General features: G+C 37.0%; 23 protein-coding genes. 16 read left to right on the top strand and 7 right to left on the bottom strand.

Annotated elements, in window-relative coordinates; genetic code table 11:
• Nucleotides 1-3: 3 nt before the first annotated feature.
• The 4 genes from DYR29_RS14400 to DYR29_RS14385 all read right to left on the bottom strand — a co-directional run bounded on the left by DYR29_RS14400 (nucleotide 4) and on the right by DYR29_RS14385 (nucleotide 2,528).
• Entirely contained in the window at nucleotides 4-612 is a 609-nt protein-coding gene (locus DYR29_RS14400; protein WP_047424570.1) for a DUF4126 domain-containing protein, read from the bottom strand.
• A 189-nt stretch (nucleotides 613-801) separates the two neighbouring features.
• Complete coding sequence (rnpA, locus tag DYR29_RS14395) at nucleotides 802-1,173, bottom strand: ribonuclease P protein component (RefSeq protein WP_213277413.1); 372 nt, start codon at nucleotides 1,171-1,173, stop codon at nucleotides 802-804.
• 13 nt (nucleotides 1,174-1,186) lie between these two features.
• Nucleotides 1,187-1,912 (bottom strand): tRNA threonylcarbamoyladenosine dehydratase, encoded by a 726-nt coding sequence (locus tag DYR29_RS14390; protein WP_213277412.1) that lies wholly within the window; start codon nucleotides 1,910-1,912, stop codon nucleotides 1,187-1,189.
• Nucleotides 1,905-2,528, bottom strand: coding sequence for a TatD family hydrolase (locus DYR29_RS14385; RefSeq protein WP_213277411.1), 624 nt, complete (start codon nucleotides 2,526-2,528; stop codon nucleotides 1,905-1,907). Before DYR29_RS14385 ends, DYR29_RS14390 begins: the two co-directional genes overlap by 8 nt.
• A 97-nt stretch (nucleotides 2,529-2,625) precedes the next feature.
• Here DYR29_RS14385 and DYR29_RS14380 point away from each other — a divergent pair, with 97 nt between their 5' ends.
• The 12 genes from DYR29_RS14380 (at nucleotide 2,626) to DYR29_RS14325 (ending at nucleotide 14,388) form a co-directional block, all read left to right on the top strand.
• Nucleotides 2,626-3,255 (top strand): TetR/AcrR family transcriptional regulator, encoded by a 630-nt coding sequence (locus tag DYR29_RS14380; RefSeq protein WP_027372956.1) that lies wholly within the window; start codon nucleotides 2,626-2,628, stop codon nucleotides 3,253-3,255.
• Nucleotides 3,256-3,358: 103 nt separating this feature from the next.
• On the top strand, nucleotides 3,359-4,354 hold the full coding sequence (locus DYR29_RS14375) for an outer membrane protein assembly factor BamD (RefSeq protein ID WP_047424577.1): 996 nt from the start codon (nucleotides 3,359-3,361) through the stop codon (nucleotides 4,352-4,354).
• A 42-nt stretch (nucleotides 4,355-4,396) separates the two neighbouring features.
• On the top strand, nucleotides 4,397-4,720 hold the full coding sequence (locus tag DYR29_RS14370) for a DNA-directed RNA polymerase subunit omega (RefSeq protein ID WP_047424579.1): 324 nt from the start codon (nucleotides 4,397-4,399) through the stop codon (nucleotides 4,718-4,720).
• A 123-nt stretch (nucleotides 4,721-4,843) separates the two neighbouring features.
• Nucleotides 4,844-6,049, top strand: coding sequence for a bifunctional phosphopantothenoylcysteine decarboxylase/phosphopantothenate--cysteine ligase CoaBC (coaBC, locus tag DYR29_RS14365; RefSeq protein ID WP_213277410.1), 1,206 nt, complete (start codon nucleotides 4,844-4,846; stop codon nucleotides 6,047-6,049).
• A 36-nt stretch (nucleotides 6,050-6,085) separates the two neighbouring features.
• Complete coding sequence (locus DYR29_RS14360; protein WP_213277409.1) at nucleotides 6,086-6,991, top strand: DUF4835 family protein; 906 nt, start codon at nucleotides 6,086-6,088, stop codon at nucleotides 6,989-6,991.
• A gap of 169 nt (nucleotides 6,992-7,160) precedes the next feature.
• Nucleotides 7,161-8,810, top strand: coding sequence for a DNA repair protein RecN (locus DYR29_RS14355; RefSeq protein ID WP_213277408.1), 1,650 nt, complete (start codon nucleotides 7,161-7,163; stop codon nucleotides 8,808-8,810).
• Nucleotides 8,811-8,884: 74 nt separating this feature from the next.
• A complete protein-coding gene (locus DYR29_RS14350) occupies nucleotides 8,885-10,351 on the top strand; it encodes a DUF5687 family protein (protein ID WP_213277407.1) in 1,467 nt (488 codons plus the stop codon).
• 3 nt (nucleotides 10,352-10,354) lie between these two features.
• On the top strand, nucleotides 10,355-11,071 hold the full coding sequence (locus DYR29_RS14345) for an ABC transporter ATP-binding protein (RefSeq protein ID WP_047424587.1): 717 nt from the start codon (nucleotides 10,355-10,357) through the stop codon (nucleotides 11,069-11,071).
• 18 nt (nucleotides 11,072-11,089) lie between these two features.
• Nucleotides 11,090-12,028 carry a Dyp-type peroxidase gene (locus DYR29_RS14340; RefSeq protein WP_213277406.1) on the top strand — a complete coding sequence of 313 codons (939 nt, stop codon included), beginning with the start codon at nucleotides 11,090-11,092 and terminating at the stop codon, nucleotides 12,026-12,028.
• Nucleotides 12,029-12,155: 127 nt separating this feature from the next.
• A complete protein-coding gene (locus DYR29_RS14335; protein ID WP_142718799.1) occupies nucleotides 12,156-12,716 on the top strand; it encodes an RNA polymerase sigma factor in 561 nt (186 codons plus the stop codon).
• On the top strand, nucleotides 12,703-13,314 hold the full coding sequence (locus DYR29_RS14330; protein ID WP_213277405.1) for a hypothetical protein: 612 nt from the start codon (nucleotides 12,703-12,705) through the stop codon (nucleotides 13,312-13,314). Before DYR29_RS14335 ends, DYR29_RS14330 begins: the two co-directional genes overlap by 14 nt.
• 30 nt (nucleotides 13,315-13,344) lie before the next feature.
• On the top strand, nucleotides 13,345-14,388 hold the full coding sequence (locus DYR29_RS14325; RefSeq protein ID WP_213277404.1) for a porin family protein: 1,044 nt from the start codon (nucleotides 13,345-13,347) through the stop codon (nucleotides 14,386-14,388).
• 73 nt (nucleotides 14,389-14,461) lie between these two features.
• Here DYR29_RS14325 and fumC read toward each other — a convergent pair whose 3' ends face one another.
• Entirely contained in the window at nucleotides 14,462-15,856 is a 1,395-nt protein-coding gene (fumC, locus tag DYR29_RS14320) for a class II fumarate hydratase (protein WP_213277403.1), read from the bottom strand.
• A gap of 1 nt (nucleotide 15,857) precedes the next feature.
• On the bottom strand, nucleotides 15,858-16,307 hold the full coding sequence (locus DYR29_RS14315) for a hypothetical protein (protein ID WP_213277402.1): 450 nt from the start codon (nucleotides 16,305-16,307) through the stop codon (nucleotides 15,858-15,860).
• A 169-nt stretch (nucleotides 16,308-16,476) separates the two neighbouring features.
• Here DYR29_RS14315 and DYR29_RS14310 point away from each other — a divergent pair, with 169 nt between their 5' ends.
• Nucleotides 16,477-18,084 (top strand): fumarate hydratase, encoded by a 1,608-nt coding sequence (locus DYR29_RS14310; RefSeq protein ID WP_047377280.1) that lies wholly within the window; start codon nucleotides 16,477-16,479, stop codon nucleotides 18,082-18,084.
• A 93-nt stretch (nucleotides 18,085-18,177) separates the two neighbouring features.
• Nucleotides 18,178-18,462 carry a hypothetical protein gene (locus DYR29_RS14305; protein WP_171006268.1) on the top strand — a complete coding sequence of 95 codons (285 nt, stop codon included), beginning with the start codon at nucleotides 18,178-18,180 and terminating at the stop codon, nucleotides 18,460-18,462.
• A gap of 93 nt (nucleotides 18,463-18,555) precedes the next feature.
• On the opposite strand, the gene DYR29_RS14300 is transcribed toward DYR29_RS14305, so the two are convergent.
• Nucleotides 18,556-19,428, bottom strand: coding sequence for a helix-turn-helix domain-containing protein (locus DYR29_RS14300; protein ID WP_213277401.1), 873 nt, complete (start codon nucleotides 19,426-19,428; stop codon nucleotides 18,556-18,558).
• Between the two features lie 155 nt (nucleotides 19,429-19,583).
• On the opposite strand from DYR29_RS14300, the gene DYR29_RS14295 reads away from it, so the two are divergent.
• Nucleotides 19,584-21,662: a T9SS type A sorting domain-containing protein gene (locus DYR29_RS14295; protein ID WP_213277400.1), complete on the top strand. Its 2,079-nt coding sequence runs from the start codon at nucleotides 19,584-19,586 to the stop codon at nucleotides 21,660-21,662.
• Between the two features lie 193 nt (nucleotides 21,663-21,855).
• The gene (locus DYR29_RS14290; protein WP_213277399.1) at nucleotides 21,856-24,693 is read left to right on the top strand and encodes an alpha-amylase family glycosyl hydrolase; all 2,838 of its coding nucleotides are present in this window, start codon (nucleotides 21,856-21,858) and stop codon (nucleotides 24,691-24,693) included.
• Nucleotides 24,694-24,883 lie beyond the last annotated feature (190 nt).

Here is a 24,883-nt window from a genome sequence, read left to right as displayed (position 1 = left end):
TATTTATAAATTCTGGGGATCACTTTTACTTCCCCGTAATTTTTTCCATGCCCTCCTTCCAAAAACGATAACAAGAATTAAGGTAATTATTGCAAGAATTGCTGCAATGACCGGTGCTGCCATCGCAAGAACAGACATAAGACCCGCACCGGCTGTTTCCGTAGTTCCTACCACAGAATTCCCCAATCCTCCAGTTGTTGCCGTAGAAGCTGCCCGTATTCCTGCAAATCCGGAGCTGATGGTAGCTGCTGTACCTCCACCTGCAATTAATGCCAGTGCCCATTGCGGAAATGTTCCCAGTTCAGCAAACTGACTCGCAAATAATATAGAACCTGCTACTGTCGCCATCGGAATAGAAATCGTATCCAGCAAATGATCAATAAAAGGGATATAATAGGCAAGAATCTCGGCTACGGTGGCAATTCCTGTTGTAATCAACGTAGGAAGGCCTGCAAGCCACTCAAAATGCTCATTCATGGGAATCCAGTTGAAATAAGAAGAAAGGCTTACGATAAACATTGGGAGAAATACCCGAAATCCGGTAGCTGCTGCCAGTCCAATCCCGATAAATGCGCTGATGACATAAGAAAAATAGGGAATATTATCTAACATATTAATTTTCAGATTTATTGTTTTCCCTAAATTACAAAAAGTATATGATATTAAGAGTTGTTAATTTCCAGGTTCCGGATATGAGATACGGGATGCGGGTTTCGAGCTTCGCTATTTGTGATTTACTATAAAATAAAAATGCATAATCTTTGAGATAAAATGCCTCACAGATCTCTGTTCTAATGAAAATTATTTTTTCTGCGCTTCGCAAAGCTTGATAAACTGAGTCTCTACATCCTGAAATTTCGGAGGCATCTCAGGAGAAACCCAAAATAACATTGCCATCGTTTTTTCTCCAAAGGCTTCTTTAAATAAATCTTTATTAAGACGGTAGCATTCTCTCAGTAATCTTTTGATACGGTTTCTATGGACAGCTTTTTTAAAATATCTTTTTGAAACAGAAACCCCGAATCTGGGTGCTTCTACTGGAAGGGTGGCCTTGTCTTTCAGAATAATAATTCTCAGATTTCCGCTGGTTCTCCATTTGCCTTTCTCAAAAAGCAAACTGATTTCCGTATTTTTTTTGAGCTTTTCCGCTCTGGGATACTTGGAATTTGTCATTTACGGAGTGAATTTAATCCTGATTTAATAAATGATTAATCACTTCTGAAGCGGTGTACAACCCGAAAATGGCTGGCATATAACTTATTGTTCCGTAAAAAGATCTTTTATAATTAGTTCCGTCAGTCATTTTCAGACTTTCTTCATCCTGGATATCATTGGCAAAAACACAACGCACACCTTTGTCAATTTTTACTTTTTTCAGCCTTTTTCTTACCTGTCTTGCAAGGTGGCAGTGTTCTGTTTTGCTGATGTCTCTTACCAGTACTTTGCTTGGATCGGTTTTTCCGCCGGCTCCCATTGAGCTTACGATTTTGATCCTTCTTCTTTTCGCTGCGATAATCAAAGAAAGTTTTGGAGTAACACTGTCGATACAGTCTAACACATAATCGAATTTGGCAGAATCCAGCACTTCTTCCATTCTTTCCGGATTCAGAAATTCATTGATTTTCGTTAAATTAAGCTGTGGATTGATGTCAAGAAGTCTTTCAGCAACAACATCTACCTTATGTTTTCCTACAGTAGAGTGTAAAGCAGGCAGCTGTCTGTTGATATTTGTAATATCTACCGTATCACCATCCACAATGGTCATATTTCCTACTCCGGCTCTCGCCAGGAATTCTGCGGCAAAAGAACCTACTCCGCCTAAACCTACCACAAGCACATTCGCTTTGATCAGTCTATCCAATCCTTCTTCCTTTATCAAAAGTTCAGTTCTTTCCAGCCAGTATTTATCCATTTTTTATTGAGTGTAAATTTTCTAAAATTTGTTCATTCAGTTGTTCCAGGGAAATAGCTTTTATTTCCGAAACTTTGATGTACAATTCTTCAATGTTAAAATCTTCATTATCAGTTTCTAAAAAGATTCTGTCTAATGGAGTATCTTTTATAATATCCTGCAAAGATAAATTATACAAAACAGCTTTTCCAAAACTCAGGTAAAAATTATTGCTCAGAAGATCTTCAGCAATTTGCTGTTTTTTATTAAAACCATGGATAATCATTGGCTGTTCGGCCTTCTTTTTAAAAGAGATCACCTCATAAAACTTTCTTACACAATGAATAATCAGAGGCTTTTTTACCTCATTTGCGATTTTTATCTGTCTTAAAAAAACTTCTTCCTGAATTTTCTGATCTACAGAAACCAAAGAATCCAAACCACATTCGCCAATAGCAAAACAGTTTTCAGACATCATATTTCTCATCCATGAAAACTGCTGTTCTATAGTATTAACATCAATATCGTTGGGGTGAATACCGATGGAGTATGGGAAATCGGGCGGAATTCCATTCGACAGATTGTAAATTCCGTTTCTGATATATCTTTTATGATGGTGAAAATCAAAAAATTCCATTTTCAAAAATAAGTATTTTTCAGATTTAATTTAAAATTATTAAACGATCGTTTATAAATGTGTTAAAAATTTCTTAACTTTACTCAAAGTGCACTTCATGAAAAAAAAATTTACAGAAAAACAGATTCACATACTGGATATTGCGGAAGAGCTCATAGCCAAGAAAGGATATGAGGGAACTTCTGTAAGAGATATCTGTTCAAAAGCAAATATCAACGTCGCTATGATCTCTTATTACTTCGGTTCTAAAGAGAAAATGATGTCTTATCTCTACCAGTACAGGGTGTTGAAGACCAGAGAAAACTTTTCAGAATTTGCAGATACCATCAAAGATGGGAAACCGGAAATGCAGATGCGGGAGATGATCAAATATATCGTTTCTCAACTCTTCAAGTATAATTATTTCCATGGGTTCGTTACCCAGGAACTCCGCCATACAGAAAACCTGAAAGATGAATTACTTGATTTCTATCAGTTATTCGTTAAAAAACTGGATGAAGTAATTAAAAAAGGGGTGGCTTCCGGTGTTTTTACTTTTACCCCAAAGCCTGAAGACATCCTTACCATGATTATTGGATCCACGTTATTTGTTATCAGGAATAAAAACTTTTATGAGCTGTATGTTCCGAGTAAAAATGAAGAAACATATACCAAAGAAGCGGAGAAAAAGGTAAGAATGAATCTTTTATTAAGTGTTTTTGCAATTTTGGGATACGCTGCAGACTAAAATTACGTTAAATATTCATAAAAAAAAATCTATTGGCAAAAAAGTTATATTTTTGCAAATTAGTAAATCGGCTGTATAATCCGAAAACTGTTGAACTTTTTATATGAAAAAATATATTTTAGGTCTTTTTGCTGTAGCGGTAATTTCATCTTGTGTAAGCCAGCAGGAAAGAGCAATGAGGAGTGCTGATAAAGAATTTATCTTGAAAGCAGCTAATGAAAACTTTGCTAAGAAAAAGTGGAAAAATGCATTGGCTCTTTATGACAGACTTGCAAATCTTGTGGCAGGAACAGATGATTTTCCTAATGTAGGTTTCAACACTGCTTATGCTAACTATTATGACAAGAGTTATAAATTGGCAGGTCACCAGTTCAAAAACTTTGCAGTGAGTTTTCCGAAAGATCCAAGAGCTGAAGAAGCAGCCTACATGTCTGCACTGTGCTATTATGAAGGATCTATGGATTATAACTTAGATCAGTCCAGTACAGAATTGGCAATCAATGAACTTCAGGACTTCCTGAACAACTATCCAAATTCTGAGAGATCTAAAAATATCAGCCAACTGATTGATGAATTGTCTTATAAGCTTGAGTTTAAAGCCTATGAAAATGGAAGACAATACTTCAAAATGGGAGATTATAAAGCAGCCAATGTAGCATTGGAAAACGTTCTGGAAGATTTCCCAGGTACAAAGCTTCGTTCAAAAATTTATGATTATATCCTGAAGTCACGTTATGAACTGGCAATGAAATCTGTTTATAATCTTAAAGCTGAGCGTATTGAAAGTGCATTAACTTATACAAGATTTGTAGAAAAAGAACTTCCTAATACAGAATATTCTAAAACAGCTACAGACCTGAGAGAAAAACTGGAAAAGGAAAAAGAGCACTTTGCTGTTGTTAAAAAAGAAACAGACGCTAAAATTGCAGCTTTAACAGCAAGACAGAAAAAAGAAGCTGAAAAATTGGCTGATCAGGGTAAAACCGAACAGCAAATTAAAGATCAGATCAGCAATGAAAAGAAAGCAATGCAGTTACAGAGGGACAGTGCAGCACTTAAGACGCCTCCTCCTGCAGCGACTTTCAAAATTCAAAGATAATTCGTAAATTTGCCATCTTAAAATAAAAATAATTTTCTCAAAATGAGTGTAAAAGATACAAAAGCAGAAGTAAATACAATTACTTACGATAAAGATAAGATTGAAGATAAAGTAGGTTCAATCTATGAAGCTATTGTTATCATGGGAAAGAGAGCGGAGCAGATCAATGCGGAGATCCGTACGGAACTTCACAACAAATTGGATGAATTTGCCGTTCACAATTCTACATTAGAAGAGGTTTTCGAAAACAGAGAACAGATTGAGATCTCTAAACATTACGAAAAGCTTCCAAAGCCAACTTCAATTGCTATTGAAGAGTGGTTAAACGAAGATGTTTATTTCAGAAAAACAGAAGATAGAAAATAATCATCTGTGTTTTTTATAAATGAGGGTCATAAAAGAAATCTGTTCTTTTATGACCTTTGTTGTTTTAAAGCCTGATTGTGTGGGAAAAAATAAGTATTTTAGTATTTCAAAAATTAAAACTCAATGAGTGTTTCCGGTAAAAAGATACTTATCGCCGTCTCTGGGGGAATTGCGGCCTACAAAATTCATTTTCTGATAAGGGATTTTGTGAAAAAAGGAGCCGAAGTGCAGGTCATTATAACGCCCGATGCGGAGCATTTTGTAACGAAACTAAGCCTGTCTACACTATCCAAAAAACCTGTGTATTCAGAATTTTACAGCGATAACGGAACATGGAACAGCCATGTGGAAATGGCACTGTGGGCAGATGTTATGATCGTAGCTCCCTGTACTGCCAATACACTGTCTAAGATGGTTCACGGGATGTGTGATAATCTGGTTATTGCAACTTATATGTCTGCAAAATGCCCGGTTTTTATAGCTCCGGCAATGGATCTTGATATGTATGTACACCCATCCACAAAGAAGAATCTGGAGCTTGCAGAAAGTTTCGGACATATTATAATTCCTGCAGAAAACGGAGAGCTCGCTAGCGGACTGATCGGACAGGGAAGAATGGCAGAACCATCCACGATTTTTAATACTGTTGAAAACTCTTTTACTGAGAGCAATCATTCCGGAAGTCTTGAAGGAAAAACGGTTTTAATTACTGCCGGCCCTACTTATGAAGCGATAGATCCTGTAAGATTCATCGGAAATCATTCATCCGGAAAAATGGGATTTTCTCTGGCAGAAGAGGCTTCAAAAAGAGGAGCAAAAGTGATTCTGATTTCAGGGCCAAGTTTCCAAACCATTAATGATCCCAATGTTGAACTTCATAAAGTAACTTCAGCAAAAGAAATGCTGGCAAAAGTATTTGAATTTTATGACAACATAGACATCGGTATTGCAAGTGCTGCGGTGGCTGATTATGCACCCAAAGAAGTGGCAAAAGAAAAGATAAAGAAAAATGATGATAACCTGACGATTGAACTGGTTAAAAATCCTGATATCCTTAAAACGATGGGGGAAAAGAAAACACACCAGTTTTTGGTAGGTTTTGCTCTGGAAACCCAAAATGAAGAAGAAAATGCAAAAGGAAAGCTGGAGAAGAAAAACCTTGATATGATTGTTTTAAACTCTTTGCGTGACGAAGGTGCCGGGTTTAAGAATGATACCAACAAAATAAGGATCTTTACAAAGACGGAGAAAAAAGAATTCGATCTGAAATCAAAAGATGATGTTGCGAAAGATATTCTCAATTTTGTTGAGTCTCAACTTTTAAAATAATTTTAATAAATTTCCGTTCTCAATTTTTAATAGACAATGAAAAAAATTATAAGCTTATTTTTTCTGTTTTTTATATATACCCAAAGTTTTTCTCAAGAGCTGTTGGCAACCGTTCAGGTAAACTCCCAGCAGGTAGGAGGAAGTAACCAGCAGGCATTTAAAGCATTGGAGAAAAGTCTCAGGGATTTTATCAATAATACAAGCTGGACAGGGAAAAAGCTTCAGAATTTTGAAAAAATAAAATGTGGTTTTTCCGTTGTTATTGGAGAAAGAGATGGAAACAGATTCAAAGGATCTATTGTTGTTCAGGCTATGCGTCCTGTTTATAACACAACGTACGACTCCCCTTTAATTAACCTTCAGGATCAGAGATTTGGCTTTGAGTATATTGAAAATGAGAGTCTTATTTTTAATGAAAGACAGTTTTCAGGGAAAAATCTTACGGATGTAGTCGGTTTCTATATTTATCTTATTTTGGGACTCGATGCAGACAGTTTCCAGTCTATGGGAGGATCTCAGTGGTACGCAAAAGCACAGCAGATTGCGCAGAATTCCCAGAACAGAAACTATGAAGGCTGGAACACCATCAATGAACCAAGAAGCCGCTCTATATTGATCAATGAGGTGATGAACCCTAACTGGAACCAGTTACGCTCTACTATTTATACTTATCACAGAGCCGGAATGGATAACCTCTTTAATCAGGACCAGACTGCCGGAAAAAAAGTGATCTTTGATGCCCTGATGCAATTGAAAATGTACGAGAACACATTTCAGCAGGCATTTTTCTTTAACCTGTTCATGGATACAAAAAGTGATGAGATCTTCAATATATTCAATTCCGGAAATAACGGAGGTTTGATTCTTAATGATCTTAAACAGACGATGATTATTCTTTCACCAAAAAATATTGATAATAAATGGAATAAGTGGAAAGTATAAGATTTAAATCCATTAATAAGCTTTAATAATTTCTTAGAAGCCGTTTTATGAAAATTGGCGAGAGGAAAAATATCAATGAGTAGAAAGCACTTAAACATTTTCTCAATTCATTAAAAAAAAACTTACTTTTACAGTTCAAACTGAAATTGGATCATAACCCGGATTATCAATGCTTTCGAGAATATATATTAAAAACTTTGCCCTGATTGATACCCTTGACGTATCTCTTAAAAATGGTTTACAGGTTATTACCGGTGAAACAGGGGCGGGTAAATCTATTATTTTAGGAGCGCTCCGACTTATTTTAGGAGAAAGAGCAGATGTAAAATCTATTGCCAAAACTGAAGAGAAAAGCGTGGTGGAAACTGAGTTTTCCCTGAACAACCAGTTTAAGAAATTCTTTATTGAAAATGATCTGGATTATGAACTTCAGACGATTATAAGAAGAGAAATCCTTCCATCGGGGAAATCGCGTGCATTCATCAATGATGTGCCGGTAACGCTGGATATTCTTAAAGAACTTTCTTCACAACTGATCGATATTCATTCCCAGTTTGAGACATCCAACCTTTTTACCTCAGAATATCAGTTTAAAATTATCGACGGACTTTCTGAGAATAAAAAAATTATTGAAGAGTATCAGAAGGAGTTTTCTGACTTTCAAACCCTGAAACTGCTGTTGAAAAAACTGAAGACTCAACTTTCAGAAAGCAATAAAGAAAGCGATTATAAAGAATTTTTACTTAACGAGTTAGAAGAGTTAAAACTTGATGATGTTGATTATGAAGATGTTCAGAATCAGCTTTCTATTCAGGAAAATGCAGGGATGATTTCCGAAAACGTAGGTCAGATCCTGTCCAGGTTCCATCAGGAAGAAATAGGAATTTTGTCTTTCTTTCATGAAGCTACCCATAAGCTTTCAAAAATTTCTGAAGTTTCTACCAGTTTCGCAGAGTTAGATGAAAGATTGGAAACATCTTTTGTAGAGCTGAAAGATATTATTTCTGAACTGGAGCATGCTGCTGAAAGAGTTGAAATCAATCCTGAAAATCTGGTATATCTTACCGATCTTAATAATAAAATCAACGCTGTATTTCTTAAACATAATGTTTCAGATCTTAATGAACTGATTGAGATCAGAAACCAGCTGGCAGGAGATCAGAAAGGAGCTTCTGAACTGGAGTTACAGATTGAAGAAACCGAGGAGAATATTGCTCAAAAAGAAAAAGCACTTCAAAGTCTTGCTGCAAAGCTTTCAAAGAACAGGCATAAAAATATTTCTGTATTCATCAAAAAAGCTGAAGGTCTTCTGAAAAAATTAGGCCTTGAAAAAGCTAAAGTTGACATAGAACTGCAGGATGCTGAGGAATTCAATCCGTTTGGAAAAGAAAATATTCAGTTGCTATTCCAGGCTAATTCCGGATTTCCTTTAAAACCAATTCAGACGGCTATTTCCGGAGGAGAAAGATCAAGGGTAATGCTCGCCGTAAAAAAGATTATTGCAGAAAGTGATGAGCTTCCAACCCTTATTCTGGACGAAATCGATACCGGAGTTTCGGGAAAAGTTGCCGAAGAGATTGGAAACCTTATGAGAGAAATGTCTGAAGACATGCAGCTGATCGTTATTTCACACCTGGCGCAGGTTGCTGCAAAAGGAAATGACAACTATAAAGTGGTAAAGCAGGATATTTCCGGCAGAACACAGTCTACTATAATTCCTTTGAGCAACGAGGAAAAACTGAACGAAATTGCCCAGTTACTTTCCGGAAGCAAAATTACGGAAGCTGCTCTGGCACAGGCTAAAGAACTTATTGGATAACTACATAAATCTATTTTTCTTTAAAAACTTGTAACATATTTTACATTATATTTACTAATGTAAAAAACTAACATATGTTTCTAAAGTTCCTTAAGCTTGAAATAAAAAGCTTCTTCCGTGGTACATCTTTAGGGATCAATCTGACCATGAAAATCCTCCGTTTTATCGGAATACTTTATTTCGTGGGCTGTCTTGTAGGTGGAGCTTTTATCGCTTTTTTCTACGTACAGGAGGAAATGCATCAGAATCCTGTAAAGGTGGTTTCAAAATTCATGATTGTTGCCTGGATTATTGATCTTGTCCTCAAATACCTCTGGCAGGAAATTCCTACACAGAATATCAAACCGTTTCTTACGATGAATATCCGGAAGAATACATTGGTTAATTATATGCTGGCCAAAACTTTTCTTTCAGCATTCAGCTGGCTGAGTTCATTATTCTTTATCACATTCTCATTCATTGCCTTATTCAACGGATATAGTATCTTAGGAGTATTGGTGTGGTTGATAGGGGTGATTTCATTACTCTACCTGAATAATTTCCTCAATATTTTCTTCAACGGTAAAGAAACGTTGGCGGTGATTATAGGAGTATGCCTTTTGGGCGTAGGAATGCTGGGATATTATAAAATAATTCCGGTTCTGTCTTATTCCGAATCTGTTTTCTTCAGTTTTTATGAGAAGCCATACTTTGCATTGATACCAGTTGCTTTGTTCGTAATGCTGTGGTGGATTTGTTTCAGGTACCTGCGTAATGAATTTTATCTTGACCAAGGGCTAGAAGCCAAAAAAACAGTAGGGAAAACTGAGAATATTGCTTTCCTGAATAAATATGGAGTTATTGGAACATTCATCAATAATGATATTAAAATGCTGAGACGCAATAAAGTACCCAAAGGTATTTTGCTGGGCAGTTTTATGTTTCTGTTCTATGGACTGCTGATGTTTACTTCTTCAATGTATAAAACACCGGCAATGATGATGGTTATGGGGCTTTTTGTGACAGGAGGATTCCAGTTTCTGTTCGGGCAGAGAGTTCCGGCTTTTGATAGTTCATATTATCCGTTGATGATGACCCTGAATGTTCCCTATAAAGAATATTTAAAGGCGAAATGGTGGCTGATGAATATTGTAACAGGAATTTCTATCATTATAGCGCTTTGCTATGCCTACTTCGGATGGGAAGTCTACGTTACATTTTTTGCCGCAGGATTATATAATATTGGCGTGAATTCACAATTTACCCTATGGTCCGGAGCTTTCAATAAAACTCAGATTGACCTTAATACAAAAGAGAAAAGATTGGGACAGAAAGGGAGCTTCAATATGATCGCTATGCTTTTGCTGATTCCTAAAATGCTTCTTCCGATGGGAGTATTTGCCCTAACAAAGTATTTATGGGGAATTACCGGAGGTGTAATAAGCATTGCAATTATCGGGATTGTAGGGTTTTTCCTGAGAGAGAAAATCTTCGATATTATCGTAAAACTTTACAAAAAAGAAAAATACAGCACACTGGATGCATTTAAAAATATAAGTTAAGCCATGATCAACATACAAAATTTATCTAAAACATACGGAACGGCAACGGTTCTAAATATCGAACATCTTGAAATTCCAAACGGGGAAACATTTGGCCTCGTGGGAAATAACGGAGCTGGGAAAACTACCCTTTTCAGCCTGATGCTGGATCTGATTCAGGCTACTACAGGATCTGTAAGCATTGACGGAATTAAAGTAGCTGAATCTGAAGCATGGAAAAATAAAGTTTCAGCCTTTGTAGACGATACATTTCTTATCGGCTATCTTACTCCTGAGGAATATTTTTACTTCATTGGAGAGTTGAGAGGGCAGAACAAAGCATCAGTAGATGAATTTCTGAAGCCTTTTCATGATTTTTTCAATGGAGAAATCCTTAAATCCGGGAAATATGTCCGCGACCTTTCAAAAGGAAACCAGAAAAAAGTAGGAATTGTAGGAGCAATTATTGGAAATCCTGAGATTATTATCCTGGATGAGCCTTTTGCCAACCTCGATCCATCCACACAGATCAAATTGAAAAATCTGATCAAAGAATTATCAAAACAGGATGGTGTTACTTTCCTTATTTCCAGCCATGATCTTTCCCATACAACGGAAGTCTGCAACAGGATTGTGGTAGTGAACAAAGGCCTTCTGGTAAAAGATATTCAGACCAATCCGGAAACATTGAAAGATCTGGAACAATATTTTGCAGATCAGGTTTCTGTTTCGGATATTTAATACCACAAAAAAAGAGGTATGAATACGATAGAATCACAAAATGTAACAGATTATCCAAATAGCAATACTATTTTCATGGTCTGGAAACTTCATGACAGTCCACAGCTGAAAGACGTTTTTCAGGAATTGTGTGCTTTGGTTTTAAATCTTAATAACTCAGTTTTCAACCGTTTTCCGGACAGCAGAGCAAGCTGCGTAATGGGAATTGGTGCTGAGGCATGGAGAAAACTGGAACTTCCGACACCACCGCCAAAGGAGTTAATCAATTTTGAAGAAATAAAAGGAATAAAACACACGGCAGTTTCCACTCCCGGAGATCTTCATTTTCATTTGAGAGCTGATAATAAAAGCCTGATTTTCGATATGGCTGTTGAAATATCAAAGCTATTGAGTTCAGTGGCCGAAAGTATTCTGGAAATCCATGGATTCAAATATTGGGATGCGCGTTCCATTCTTGGCTTTGTAGACGGAACTGAAAATCCGCATGGTGAGGACCGTGATTATTTTGCAAAAATAGGAGATGAAGATCTTCAGTACAAAGGAGGAAGCTACCTTTTTGTTCAGAAATACCTTCACAATATGGATGCCTGGAAAGGGCTTTCCACAGAAGATCAGGAAAAAGTAATCGGAAGATCAAAAGAAAATGATATTGAAATGTCTGATGATGTAAAGCCTTCCAACTCACATATTGCTTTAGCCAATATTGAAGGGGAGAATGGGGAAGAATTGAAAATTGTAAGAGATAATATGCCATTCGGAAATCCTTCCACAAATGAGTTTGGAACCTATTTTATTGCCTATTCAAGTACATTTTCGACAACTAAAAAAATGTTGACCCAAATGTTTATTGGTGATCCTCCGGGAAATTATGACAGAATTTTAGATTTCAGTACAGCAGTTACAGGAACGCTTTTCTTTGTTCCTACCAGAAATATGCTGGATGAATTCTCAGGATAAAATAGAAAAGGCTGTCTCAATCTGAGGCAGCTTTTTTTATTTTGTTGAGTATTACAAATAAATTTTTTTCAAAAATATTGTAACCTTTTTTTGTTTTAATTGTCTTTAGTATAGAAACAGCATAAGCATGAAACTTTTGTTCGGAAATAAAAAGAATGATTTGTTGAGCCTCCTGAAAAAACAGGATCCGGCTGCACAGAAGATTTTCTATGAACAGAATGTAAAGAGATTCCTGAGTGTAAGCAAAAGCTATGTAAGCGATTTATATCAGGCAGAAGATTGTCTCATAAAAGCGTTCTGTAAAATTTTTAAGCACATAGAAAGCTTCAGAGGAGAGTCGAACCTGGATAGCTGGGCAAGAAGAATTGTCGTGAATGAATGCCTGAATTTTATCAAAAGCCATAAAACAGTATTCTATCTGGATGAGATCAACCAATCCTTTCATGAAGATATCCATGAACCGGAGATTGATTGTGACTTTAATGCACAGGACCTTTTGGATCAGCTCCCTGATGCTTACAGAATGGTTTTTAACCTGTACGTGCTGGAAGGGTATTCTCATCAGGAAATTGCTGATACCTTGCAGATTTCAATAACTGTCAGCAAAACACAGCTGTTCAGAGCAAAAGAAAAATTAAGAAAGATCTACTTTCAACAACAAAAAAAAGTGAGAAATGAAAACGTTTAAAGATAATATTGAATGTCACATCAAAAAGCAGATTGAGGAAAGAGAAATTACTCCTTCACGTGATCTGTGGTCTGAAATTGATCTTCAGAACAACAATAATCACCGCTCCAAATCAAAAATCAACTGGTTTTTAGTGGCTGCATGTCTGATGTTGACATTGAGTTTAGGAGTCGTTCTGCTTTTTCTTAATCAGCCTTCAGAAATCCAACCGGAAATTGTAAAGCAAACAAGAAAAAATACTTCAGAAGAAATTATAAAAAATACTGTTCAGAATAGTGCTCCGTTGGCTGCTCAGAATCATGATAAAAAGGAAGTAAAGATAACAACACCTTCCCACGATAAAGAAGAAATGATTTCTGCAGTAACAATAGGTCAAAATAAACTTATTCCCGGAGAATCCACAGTAAAGAAGCCGGAAATACCTCAGATTTCTAATCCTAAACTTCTGGCAAAAGCTGATTCTTTGAAAACTCCGGTTAAAAAGAAAAAATATGTAGACCCTTCTACGCTCCTTTTTTCAGTAGAACATAAAGATGTTATTGAAAAAACAAAAGATGGAAGCAACGTGGCTACGACTATTGATTTGAATGCCAGATAATTTATCCGTAAAAAAATAAAAATTAATAATATGATCAAGAAATTAATCGTAATGGGACTGCTATGCTCTATTTCAGCATCATTCCATGCACAGAAGAAGGGACTGAATATTAACCTCTCTTCTAAAAAAGACACCGAAGTAAGCCCAATTGTAAAAGAAAAAGTAGAAGAATATGCTACGAAAATCAATACCATCATTCAGGAAGAGAAAAAATTGATGGAGGACGAACTTGTCGTTTTGCAGGCAAGAAACCTTGATAAAGCGGATTTTGACAGGGAGAAAGCTCAGATTGCAGACCGTTATTCTGAGAAGATGGATAAAAGAATTGATGAACTTGGATTTGATCTGGATGACGTTATTCAGAAACAGGTAAGATATTCACTTTTGAATACAGACGTTACTTCCAAAGAAGAGCTCAAAGAAAAGTTGTTGAAAAAATTCCGCCCCAGCAGAAGCTTTACAGGATATTTCTCATACGGAATCATGACTCTGACGAACAGCTCTCCAGATAACGACCTGGATAAAAACATCGGATATGCCAACAATCTGGAATTTGGCCTGAAACTGAACTATCAGCTCAGCAGAACAAGTCCGTGGGCCGTTATTTCCGGATTAGGATTTTCGTGGAGAACAGTAAGGGCAGATAACAATATGCTTTTTACAAGAAACGCAGATCAAGGGGTGGCTTTGGCTCAGTATAATGGGAATCTTGATAAAAGCAAGCTGAGAACCGGGTATATTATGGTTCCTCTTGGTATGCAGTATAACTTTTCCAAGCTTAAAAATGGTGGGATGGATGTTCAGTACAGAAGTTATTACACCGGATTTAAAATAGGAGCTAATGTATATGGTGGTGTGAAAATGTCTACCAATAATATTGTAAAAGGAAATGACGGAGAAACCAGAGACCGCGGAAATTATCAGGTAAATCCTTTCGTGTATGGAGCTCAGCTTACTTTCTCCTATAACAGCGTCAGTGTATTTGTTAAAAAAGATTTCAGCAACTTCTTTAAAGACAGCTATTTTAAAAATGATAAAGCATTAATATTCGGTTTAAGCATCGGATTAGATTAAATAACTATTGATAGTAAATTAAAAACTCCGGAAAAGCTCCCGGAGTTTTTATTATGGTTGAGGTAGAAAAGTCTTACTTTAAACTTCCTACCATATCTTCCGGTTTTACCCATTCGTCAAATTGTTCAGCTGTTAAAAGACCAAGATTAATAGCTTCTTCTTTCAATGTTGTTCCGTTTTTATGAGCTGTTTTAGCGATCTTCGCTGCATTTTCGTATCCGATATGAGTGTTTAAAGCGGTAACAAGCATTAATGATTTGTCTACAAGCTCTTTAATTCTCTCATGATTCGGTTCAATGCCTACAGCACAATGATCATTGAAAGAAATACATGCATCAGCGATCAATTGGGCAGATTGCAGGAAATTGTAAGCCATTACCGGTTTGAAAACATTCAGTTCATAATTCCCCTGAGTTCCGGCAAATGAAATTGTCGTATCATTTCCTAAAACCTGGGCACAAACCATGGTCATAGCTTCATTTTGAGTTGGATTTACTTTCCCTGGCATAATAGAAGATCCCGGTTCATTTTCAGGAATATGAATTTCCCCGATTCCCGAACGTGGCCCTGATGCCAGTAATCTTATATCCTGAGCAATTTTATACAAAGAAACCGCAAGTTGTTTCAAGGCACCATGAGATTCTACAATTGCATCATGAGCAGCAAGCGCTTCAAACTTGTTTTCAGCAGTAACAAAAGGATGTTTCGTAAACTGAGCAATATATTCAGCCACTTTTACATCATAGCCGTTAGGGGTATTCAAACCTGTACCTACAGCTGTTCCACCTAAGGCAAGCTCAGAAAGGTGAGGTAATGTATTTTTTAAAGCTCTCAATCCGAATTCCAGTTGTGCCACATATCCGGAAAATTCCTGTCCCAGAGTAAGCGGTGTAGCATCCATTAAATGGGTTCTCCCGATTTTTACAACATCTTTAAAGGCCTTTGATTTTTCAGCCAGCGTATTTTTTAGTTTCTCTACCGCCGGAATGGTTACTTCCACTACTTTTGTGTAAGCCGCAATGTGCATGGCAGTAGGATAGGTATCATTGGATGACTGGGATTTGTTGACGTCATCATTCGGGTGGATTTCAGATTTTTCACCTAATGTTCCGCCGTTGTTGACGTGAGCTCTGTTTGAAATTACTTCATTGACATTCATGTTCGATTGTGTTCCGGAACCCGTCTGCCAGATCACCAAAGGAAACTGGTCGTTAAGTTTTCCATCCAGAATTTCATCACATACCTTGGCGATCATGTCTCTTTTTTCAGCAGGAAGTATACCCAGATCTGTATTGGTATACGCTGCAGCCTTTTTCAGATAAGCAAAAGCTTCAATAATCTCATGCGGCATTGAACCTTCAGGTCCTATTTTAAAATTGTTTCTGGAACGTTCCGTCTGTGCGCCCCAAAGTTTGTCTGCAGGTACCTGCACTTCTCCCATGGTGTCTTTTTCTATTCTGTAATTCATATTATTTATTTGATTTTTCTTTTGTTAAAGTGAGATCCTTTATGTCATTCATATTCATTAACACATCATAGCTTATAAAACATGTAGGACCAACTGATTTTAAATTTAATTTCATCTTGTTTTGAGAAACGTCTGAAAGTATTATGTCTCCTGTAGAAAAGATACAATTCTCGTAACGTGGTGAAGAGAATTTGGCTTCTTTAATATGGATAACAAATTCATTTTTTTCATTAGCTGTTACATCAGATTTTAGAATTGTAAACTTCTCATTTTGAAAATTGATGAATGAAAACGTAACCGAATCAGGCGTTTTTTCCAAAATCTCAAACTTAATTGGATGGTCTTCAATTTCTCCGGTCCAAGTTCCCGAAAGCTGTATTGTACTTTCACACTGACCAAAGCTGTTACTGTACAATACGAGACAGAAAAAAATAATTAATATATTTTTCATTCAATTGAATTATGTAATTTTTAAATCTTTTACTATTACAATAACTTTCTATAAAGGTACTTATAAACTCACAAACCTCCAATTTATAATCATTATAAATATCAATTTAAATGACTGATTTTACTCATATTTTTTTAATGAGCCGTATTTTTGCACAAACAAAAATTGAATGGACTTTAGATATCAGGATCCGTATCCAATTCAGAAAGATGATACGGTGTATAAGAAGCTTACATCAGATTATGTAAAGGTTGAAAAACTGGGTGACAGAGAAATTTTAACAATTGATCCGAAAGGACTGGAACTATTAGCTGAAGAAGCTATGGCAGATGTTTCTTTCATGCTTCGTTCTTCACACCTGGAAAGCCTTAGAAGAATCATTGATGATCCTGAAGCTACAGATAATGACAGATTCGTTGCTTATAACCTTTTACAAAACGCTGCAGTAGCCGTTGAGGGAGCTCTTCCTTCATGCCAGGATACGGGAACGGCTATCGTAATGGGAAAGAAAGGAGAAAATGTATATACAGGAGTAGAGGATGGGGAATACCTGAGCAAAGGAATTTTCAATACCTATCAGAAAAGAAACCTAAGATATTCTCAGGTAGTTCCTTTGACCATGTTTGATGAGAAGAATTCAGGATCTAACCTTCCTGCACAGATTGATATCTATGCCAAAAAAGGAGATTATTACGAATTTTTATTCTTAACAAAAGGAGGAGGTTCAGCCAATAAAACATTCTTATACCAAAAGACGAAATCTTTATTGAACGAAAAGTCTCTTGAAGAGTTCGTTAAAGAAAGAATTTCAGACCTTGGAACAGCGGCATGCCCACCTTATCACTTAGCATTGGTAATTGGAGGAACTTCTGCAGAAGCCAACCTTGCGGCAGTGAAAAAAGCTTCGGCAAAATACTATGACCATCTTCCAACAGAAGGAAATGAGGCCGGACAGGCATTCAGAGATCTTGAATGGGAAGCAAAAGTACAGAAAATCTGCCAGGAAAGTGCTATCGGAGCTCAGTTTGGAGGAAAATATCTTACTCATGATGTAAGAGTGATCAGACTTCCGAGACACGCTGCATCTTGTCCTGTAGGAATGGGTGTTTCTTGTTCTGCGGACAGAAATATCAAAGGGAAAATCACAAAAGAAGGCATCTTCCTTGAGCAGTTGGAGCAGGATCCAAAAAGATTCTTACCTGATACTCCTCCACACTTAGAAGAAGCGGTTGAGATTAACCTGAATAAACCAATGCCGGAAATTCTTGCGGAACTCTCCAAATATCCGATCAAAACAAGATTGAAACTAAACGGAACATTAATCGTAGCAAGAGATATTGCACACGCAAAAATTAAAGAAATCATCGACAGCGGTAAACCAATGCCGGAATATTTCAAAAATCACCCAATCTATTATGCAGGACCTGCAAAAACTCCGGAAGGAATGGCTTCAGGAAGCTTTGGGCCTACTACAGCAGGGAGAATGGACGTTTATGTAGATGAATTCCAAAGCCACGGTGGAAGCATGATCATGCTGGCAAAAGGAAACAGAAGTAAAGATGTTACCAATGCCTGCCATAAATACGGAGGTTTCTACCTTGGATCCATCGGAGGGCCGGCTGCTATTCTTGCCAAAGACAATATTGTGTCTGTAGATGTAGTAGACTTCCCGGAATTAGGAATGGAAGCGGTAAGAAAAATCGAAGTAAAAGACTTCCCTGCATTCATTATTTCCGATGATAAAGGCAATGATTTCTTCGCAAATCTTGCTCACTAATTAGTTTAAAATGAAAATAAATAATAAAATAGAGCACTGATCTTTTGTGTAAAAAAGAAAAAAGCTTTATTTTTGCCTAAAATCTTAAAGAGAATGATAACGATATTATCAGCATTTTGGCCATTCTACCAGTTCCTTTGGACTATTTTCTTCATCACTATGTTCTTAGTGGGATTCTGGTGTATTTTTATGTTCTTCGGATTAGTAATCCCAATGTGGCTAACTGAAGGTTTGAAAGAGTATTTCGGAAAAGTAAAGCCTTTCGATCCTGAAGATATCAGAAGAAAGCTTATTACTGAGCAGGAAGGTGTAGAAGTTATCTATAACGAGCCTAAAGGAAACGGACCTTTCCTTCACGATCACGGACATCATCATTAATTGATTGTCATTGCTTTTTCACCTGAATTCTGAAAAAGTAATATCAAAGCAAAACAACATATACAAAACCGCTTAATTCGTTAGGCGGTTTTTCTATTTATTATTCCTGAGGCTTTCCGGAGACACTCCAAATTTCTTTTTAAAAGCCCGGGTAAAGTTTTGAAGATATTCATAACCGCATTCAATAGCGATTTCTTTGATCATAATCTCTTTGTTAGTAATCAGTTTCTTTGCCTTCAGCATTCTGAGTTCCGATATGTAATGAGCAATCGTTGTATGATACTGAGCTTTGAATTCCTTTCTGATGATGCTTTGATTCATCCCCATATATTTTCCAATTTCTTCCGCTTTTATATTCCTGTGGTAATTTTCATCAATGAATTTTCTGATCATTTCAGGAGTTTTAGGATTAGATTCCAGAATATTTTTCTCATTGAACTGCTCAAAAATCAGAATAAGAAGTTTGATGATCTTGGCTTCTATAAATAGCTTCTGCATAATTCCCTTTTTGGTATACCCCAGAATTTCCTTTACGATCATATGCATTTCGACGGTCATATCCGGCGGTGTTTCTTTATGAAGAAATATGAAATTATTGTGAGTCATGTTTTCCAGAATTTCTGCATTCTCACGGTTGAGATCCGGGTTGATGAGGTTGAAAATATATTGATAATTGATCTGTATGTGAAGAAATTTCAGAACTTCCTGGTTTTCTGTCCATAGCTCGGCAGTACTTTCTTGGGACGAATAATGGAGGATGTATTGATTTTTCTTAAAATAAAATTTCGTTCCGCAGTCATGTGCTTCCAAATTGATATAATCACTTAACAAAAAAAGAAGATTAAAGCTTGCCTTCCCTTCCAGCATATGAGATTTGAAGGTTTGATCAGGGCTAAGATCTTCCTGCATGATAATTTTGATGTCTTCGGATCTGAACAAAAGTCCACTTTTAGATGATTTCCTCATACAACACATTTTTACAGCCATGGTACAACTACTTAAGGGTAAAAGTCCTTCACAGGATAACCAAAAGTTCGTAAATGATAACTCGGGGTTAATTAAGTGAGGTACTTTTGTGCAAAATTAAATTAAATTTAGAATAATTAAAAATAATATTTTATATGTTTAGAGATTTACATTTTGCAATACAGAAAATCAGAACGGGACTATCGTTGCTGACGATTGCCGGAAGCTGCCTGTATGCTCAGCAATGGGAAAATGTTGGAGGCGTTCAGGATGTATCGGCAGGAGGAAGCAGCTTTAACAATTTAGTTATTGACAACTCAGGAAATTATTATCTCTCATATTATGATGTTTCCGTAGCCAAAGGTTCTGTTCAGAAATTTAACGGGAATTCATGGTCATATTTAGGAGGAAGTGCGGGAGTTACAACAGGAACAGCAACTTATAATTCATTGTCTATAAGTTCTAATGGAAACAGCCTTTATTATACCAATCAGCTTGGTTATCCGGAGTCAGGGATGGAAGTTCGTCTGTATACCGGATCCTTATGGTCTCAGCTTCCCAATGCTACAGACAGTTCTGTAAATTATCAGGCTTCTGCAGTATCTTCTGATAATATTATATTTACTTATGGATCTTATGGCTCCGGAACTGTGAAAAGATATGCTGCAGGTGCATGGGAACAGGTAGGAAATGCCGGTTTTTCAGGAGGTGCCGAATTTGCAGAAATGGTGATTGGAACCAATGATATGGTGTATACATGTAATGTTTCCGGAGGTTTAAAAGTATATCAGAACAGTACTGGTGCAGGCCCTTCACAAAACTGGAATCTGGTAGGAGGTGCTGCTGCAGATGCTTCTTCTTCAGGAGAACAATACAATGCCGATATCGCTTTGGATGGATCTAATACGATTTATGTAGCCTATGTTTCAAATTCAGGAGGCGGCAGAAAACTGAATGTTAAAAAGTTTGACGGAAACTCTTGGGTTCAGGTTGGAAATGCTAATTTTTCAGACGGAAAAGTTCAGCATGTAGCTTTGGCAGTGACAGAATCCGGGAAGCCATATGTGGTTGCCAGCCGTTTTGAAAATGACAATTTCCTGAGAAACACGGTTTATAAATTAGACGATTCACAAAACTGGGTTGCTTTCGGAGGTGACTTTGTCTCTGATGGTGAAGCTAAATACAACGATCTTGCTATAGATAAGGCAAACAATTATCTTGTCCTTGCTTATTCTGAAAATACTACAAAAGTGAAAAGAATTTCTCTGACGTTAAATCCTCAGACATGTAGCAATACAGACCCCGGAACCAATGCAGGAGATGTAGGTTGTGTAAGTTTTATGTATCGTGGTCAGCAGGTTGCTTATTCCACGGTAAGAGGTGCTGACGGAAAAATCTGGCTTCAGCAGAACCTTGGAAGCACACAGGTTGCTTCATCAATAGCAGACGCGAATTCATATGGAGATCTTTTCCAATGGGGTAGATGGGACGATGGACACCAGCTTAGAAATTCACAGACAGCACAAGCGCCTTCACCTAATACACCGGAAGGAATTGGTACTGTGGGAGGCGCATATATTGCAGGATCTCCGGCATGGTGGGCAGGTTTTGCAGGTTCAGACACATGGAATGGAGTAACAGCTTCACAAGCTAATGCCTCTACTGGGGTAGATCCATGTAAAGCTATAGGAGCGGACTGGAAAATGCCTTCACAGGCAGATTGGACGATTTTAATAGGAGCTGAAGGTATCGGTAACCCGGCAACAGCTTACAGCAGCAATCTTAAATTACCGGCAGGAGGATACAGAAGCTCCAGTGACGGGAACTTTACTTTCGTAGGCCAGAGAGGATATTTCTGGAGTTCAGATACATCAAGTTTAGGGGCGAAGTATCTGTATATCGGATCAACTATTGCCAATCCATCGGCTGGAGCTATGAGAGGACAGGGGTCTTCAGTAAGATGTATTAAACCTTCATCTTCTTTAGGTACTTCAGATATCAGGTTGAATAACGCAGTAACAGGAATGTATCCTAATCCAACGAAAGGAATTCTTACTGTGAAATCAGACTCTGCGATTGACAAAGTAAACGTTGTTAATGCAGTAGGACAAAAAATGAATGCACAGTTCTCAGATCATCAGATCAATATGACTGAACTTCCTTCCGGGTTATATATCGTGGAATTAAAATTAAAGAACAGACAATCCGTTTCTAAAAAGATTATAAAAGACTAACAGAATTGCAATAAGAAAGATTTTCGTCCAAAAAATAGTTCATTACAATTACTTTTATTGGGAGGCTCATGAAATTTTCATGAGCCTTTTTTTAATTTATTTTTTCCCCGGAAAATTGAAATATTTGATGCTGAGTGGACAAGAATACTCGTTATGAAGAAAAATTTATACTATATTCGATAAAAAATAAGAAATGAAAAAGCTTTATTCCGTTGTTTTTCTGTTGATTGCAATGGCTGTTTTTGGACAGATCAATTACTCCATCAGTCCAAATCCATTCAACGAGACAGATGCTGTTACCCTTACTGTTCCCGGAGATCAGATTGATGAGTCTGCATGGGGAGTTTCCAATAATGCCATTTATATCTGGACATGGTCTTTTGATACCAATTATCAGAACAGCCAGGATTGTCCTACCAATGGAAGCTGGAACAATTCCAATGATCTGAATAAGCTGAATTATAATGCAGCAACAGACAGTTATTCACTCACTTTTACACCCACTTCTTTTTATGGAAGAACAGGAATCGGAAGGTTTGGATTTTTATTGAAAGATAAAACAGGATCCCATCAGACCTCTCCGGACATATTTGTGAATGTGGGTACTTTAAGCTTAAATCTTACCAATCCGCTGGCTAATAGCCTGACTTCTGTTCCGGTAGGAAATGCTATCAATATTACAGCTGCGACAAATACCAACGCAACATTTCAGCTAAAAGCAAACGGAATTGTTGTCAACTCAACGACAACTCCTTCACAGTCTTATTCTTATAGTTATACCGTTACTCAGGATGCCAGTATGGAACTTGTTGCGACCCAGGGAACCAATTCTAAAGCTGCAACATTCATTTTACAGGTTCCAAGAAATGTTGTTTCAGAAGCCATTCCAAACTGGATTAAACAGGGGATTAATTATCATCCGACAGATCAGACCAAGGTAGGGCTTGCATTATATGCACCGGGCAAAAGTTTTGTACATGTCATCGGAAGTTTTAATAACTGGATGGTGAATGACACATATTTAATGAAGAGAGATACTACAAATCCGGATCTTTATTGGATTGAGTTAATTGGCCTGACTCCTCAGCAACTCTATACTTTCCAGTACAGAACAAATGATCTGAGAAAAGTGGCAGACCCTTATTCACCACAGATTTTATCTTCTTATGATGATGCTTGGATTTCAGCTTCAACCTATCCAAATCTACCAGCATTTCCTGCCGGCCAAGGGTTTGAAGTTTCAACATTTAAAACTGGTCAGGCCGCTTATAACTGGCAGACAACCAATTTTCAACGACCAGCGAAAGAAGATCTGGTGGTCTATGAATTATTATTGAGAGATTTCACACAGGAAAAGAACTGGCAGTCATTGATTAATAAAATTTCTTATTTAAAAAACCTAAAGATCAATGCAATAGAATTACTTCCCATCATGGAATTTGATGGCAATCTTTCATGGGGTTACAACACCTCTTTCCATTATGCACTGGATAAAGCCTATGGAACTCCTGAAAAATTCAAAGAATTTGTAGACCTGTGCCACCAGAATGGAATTGCGGTTATTCTGGATGTTGCATTTAACCACGCAACAGGACGTTCACCCCTGGTAAGGCTCTGGAATATAGATCCGGATGGTGATGGCTATGGAAATGTGGCTGCAGACAACCCTTATTTCAATCAGGTTCCGAAACATTCATACAATGTATTTAACGATTTTAATCATACAAGCCCTTCAACTCAATATTACGTTGAAAGATGTCTTCAGCAATGGCTGACAGAGTATCACATTGACGGATTCCGCTGGGATTTAACCAAAGGATTTACCCAAAGCTGCTCTGAAAATGATGAAGCCTGTACCAATGCTTATCAGCAGGACAGGGTTGACATTATGAAACATTATGCAGACAGGCAATGGGCAATTGATCCCAATTCATATATGATCTTTGAACACCTGGGAACGGATGCAGAAGAGCAGCAATGGGCAAACTACAGAGTAGCAGAAGGAAAGGGAGTGATGCTTTGGAATAAACAAACCGATCCTTATAACCAGAATACCATGGGATATAAAGACAACAGTAATTATGACAGAATGAATCATAGCCTTCATGGTTTTACCAATATGCGCGCTGTAGGGTATGGAGAAAGCCATGATGAAGAAAGGCTGATGTTTAAAAACCTTGCTTACGGAGCTGTTAATGGAAGTTATGATGTTAAAAATCTTAATACTGCTCTTGAAAGAATGAAGACTTTCGGAGCGACTTTCTTTACCATTCCCGGCCCGAAAATGATCTGGCAGTTTGGGGAATTAGGATATGAGTTCAGTATCAACAGATGTGCGGATGGTACCATCAACAACGGGTGCAGAACCGATGAAAAGCCTGTTGCATTCACTTTAAACTATGATACAAACGTAAACAGAAAAGCCGTGTATGATACATGGGCTAAAATAATTACGATCAGAAATACCCATCAGATTTTTAAAACTAAAACGTACAGTATAGAATCCAATAACCTGACTAATGATCCAAATGGATTGATTACGAGAATTTATCTGTATGATCAGGCTATAACAACCGGAATAAAAAATGTAGTGGTATTGGCTAATTATGATACCTCTGCAAAAAATGTTGTTCCTTACTTTCCTTACACAGGGCAATGGCAGAATCTGATGGATGATAATATCCTGAATGTAGCTTCTACCACAACTCCGATAACTTTACAGCCGGGAGAGTTCAGAATTTTCGGAAATTATGCAGGTACTCTGTCAACAACAGATCCAAACGCTGTACATAAATTATCGCTTCAGATTGCGGATAATCCGATACAAAACGGAGTCGCAAAATTAATTTTTAATAAAGCGAAAAACGGAGAAATTTTGATTTTTGATATGACCGGTAAAAAGCTGGATTCATTCAAGCTAAATAAAGAAAACGGAACTTATGAAATGAAAGTCAGCTATCCTGCAGGAACTTATCTGGTTCAGCTGAAATCGGAAACAGGAACTGCCATTCAAAAGATGATGATCAAATAAAAATAAACTATGAAGTTGTTTAGACTTATAAAAATGTTGAATATATTAAAACCATTAAGAAGGATTTAAGAAATAAAGTGTAGTTAAGATGAATCATTCTGATTTTTAAGCTTAAAGCGAAGCTTATCTTAATACTCTTATCGTCTTAATATCATCTTAATGTTTCAAAAATAAAACTTTACACAAGTTC

This window comes from Chryseobacterium indologenes, from assembly GCF_018362995.1.
Lineage (GTDB): Bacteria > Bacteroidota > Bacteroidia > Flavobacteriales > Weeksellaceae > Chryseobacterium > Chryseobacterium indologenes_G.
Note: the sequence above shows the minus strand (reverse complement) of the source record. Positions and strands in the feature narration are given on the sequence as shown.

Coding starts and splice junctions, on each gene's coding strand:
- DYR29_RS14305 (WP_171006268.1), top strand. CDS start 18,178: ATGATAACGATATTATCAGCATTTTGGCCATTCTACCAGTTCCTTTGG.
- DYR29_RS14335 (WP_142718799.1), top strand. CDS start 12,156: ATGAAACTTTTGTTCGGAAATAAAAAGAATGATTTGTTGAGCCTCCTG.
- DYR29_RS14360 (WP_213277409.1), top strand. CDS start 6,086: ATGAAAAAAATTATAAGCTTATTTTTTCTGTTTTTTATATATACCCAA.
- DYR29_RS14300 (WP_213277401.1), bottom strand. CDS start 19,428: ATGAGGAAATCATCTAAAAGTGGACTTTTGTTCAGATCCGAAGACATC.
- DYR29_RS14400 (WP_047424570.1), bottom strand. CDS start 612: ATGTTAGATAATATTCCCTATTTTTCTTATGTCATCAGCGCATTTATC.
- fumC (WP_213277403.1), bottom strand. CDS start 15,856: ATGAATTACAGAATAGAAAAAGACACCATGGGAGAAGTGCAGGTACCT.
- DYR29_RS14350 (WP_213277407.1), top strand. CDS start 8,885: ATGTTTCTAAAGTTCCTTAAGCTTGAAATAAAAAGCTTCTTCCGTGGT.
- DYR29_RS14295 (WP_213277400.1), top strand. CDS start 19,584: ATGTTTAGAGATTTACATTTTGCAATACAGAAAATCAGAACGGGACTA.
- DYR29_RS14355 (WP_213277408.1), top strand. CDS start 7,161: ATGCTTTCGAGAATATATATTAAAAACTTTGCCCTGATTGATACCCTT.
- DYR29_RS14375 (WP_047424577.1), top strand. CDS start 3,359: ATGAAAAAATATATTTTAGGTCTTTTTGCTGTAGCGGTAATTTCATCT.
- coaBC (WP_213277410.1), top strand. CDS start 4,844: ATGAGTGTTTCCGGTAAAAAGATACTTATCGCCGTCTCTGGGGGAATT.
- DYR29_RS14325 (WP_213277404.1), top strand. CDS start 13,345: ATGATCAAGAAATTAATCGTAATGGGACTGCTATGCTCTATTTCAGCA.
- DYR29_RS14390 (WP_213277412.1), bottom strand. CDS start 1,912: ATGGATAAATACTGGCTGGAAAGAACTGAACTTTTGATAAAGGAAGAA.
- DYR29_RS14310 (WP_047377280.1), top strand. CDS start 16,477: ATGGACTTTAGATATCAGGATCCGTATCCAATTCAGAAAGATGATACG.
- rnpA (WP_213277413.1), bottom strand. CDS start 1,173: ATGACAAATTCCAAGTATCCCAGAGCGGAAAAGCTCAAAAAAAATACG.
- DYR29_RS14290 (WP_213277399.1), top strand. CDS start 21,856: ATGAAAAAGCTTTATTCCGTTGTTTTTCTGTTGATTGCAATGGCTGTT.
- DYR29_RS14385 (WP_213277411.1), bottom strand. CDS start 2,528: ATGGAATTTTTTGATTTTCACCATCATAAAAGATATATCAGAAACGGA.
- DYR29_RS14330 (WP_213277405.1), top strand. CDS start 12,703: ATGAAAACGTTTAAAGATAATATTGAATGTCACATCAAAAAGCAGATT.
- DYR29_RS14380 (WP_027372956.1), top strand. CDS start 2,626: ATGAAAAAAAAATTTACAGAAAAACAGATTCACATACTGGATATTGCG.
- DYR29_RS14345 (WP_047424587.1), top strand. CDS start 10,355: ATGATCAACATACAAAATTTATCTAAAACATACGGAACGGCAACGGTT.
- DYR29_RS14340 (WP_213277406.1), top strand. CDS start 11,090: ATGAATACGATAGAATCACAAAATGTAACAGATTATCCAAATAGCAAT.
- DYR29_RS14370 (WP_047424579.1), top strand. CDS start 4,397: ATGAGTGTAAAAGATACAAAAGCAGAAGTAAATACAATTACTTACGAT.
- DYR29_RS14315 (WP_213277402.1), bottom strand. CDS start 16,307: ATGAAAAATATATTAATTATTTTTTTCTGTCTCGTATTGTACAGTAAC.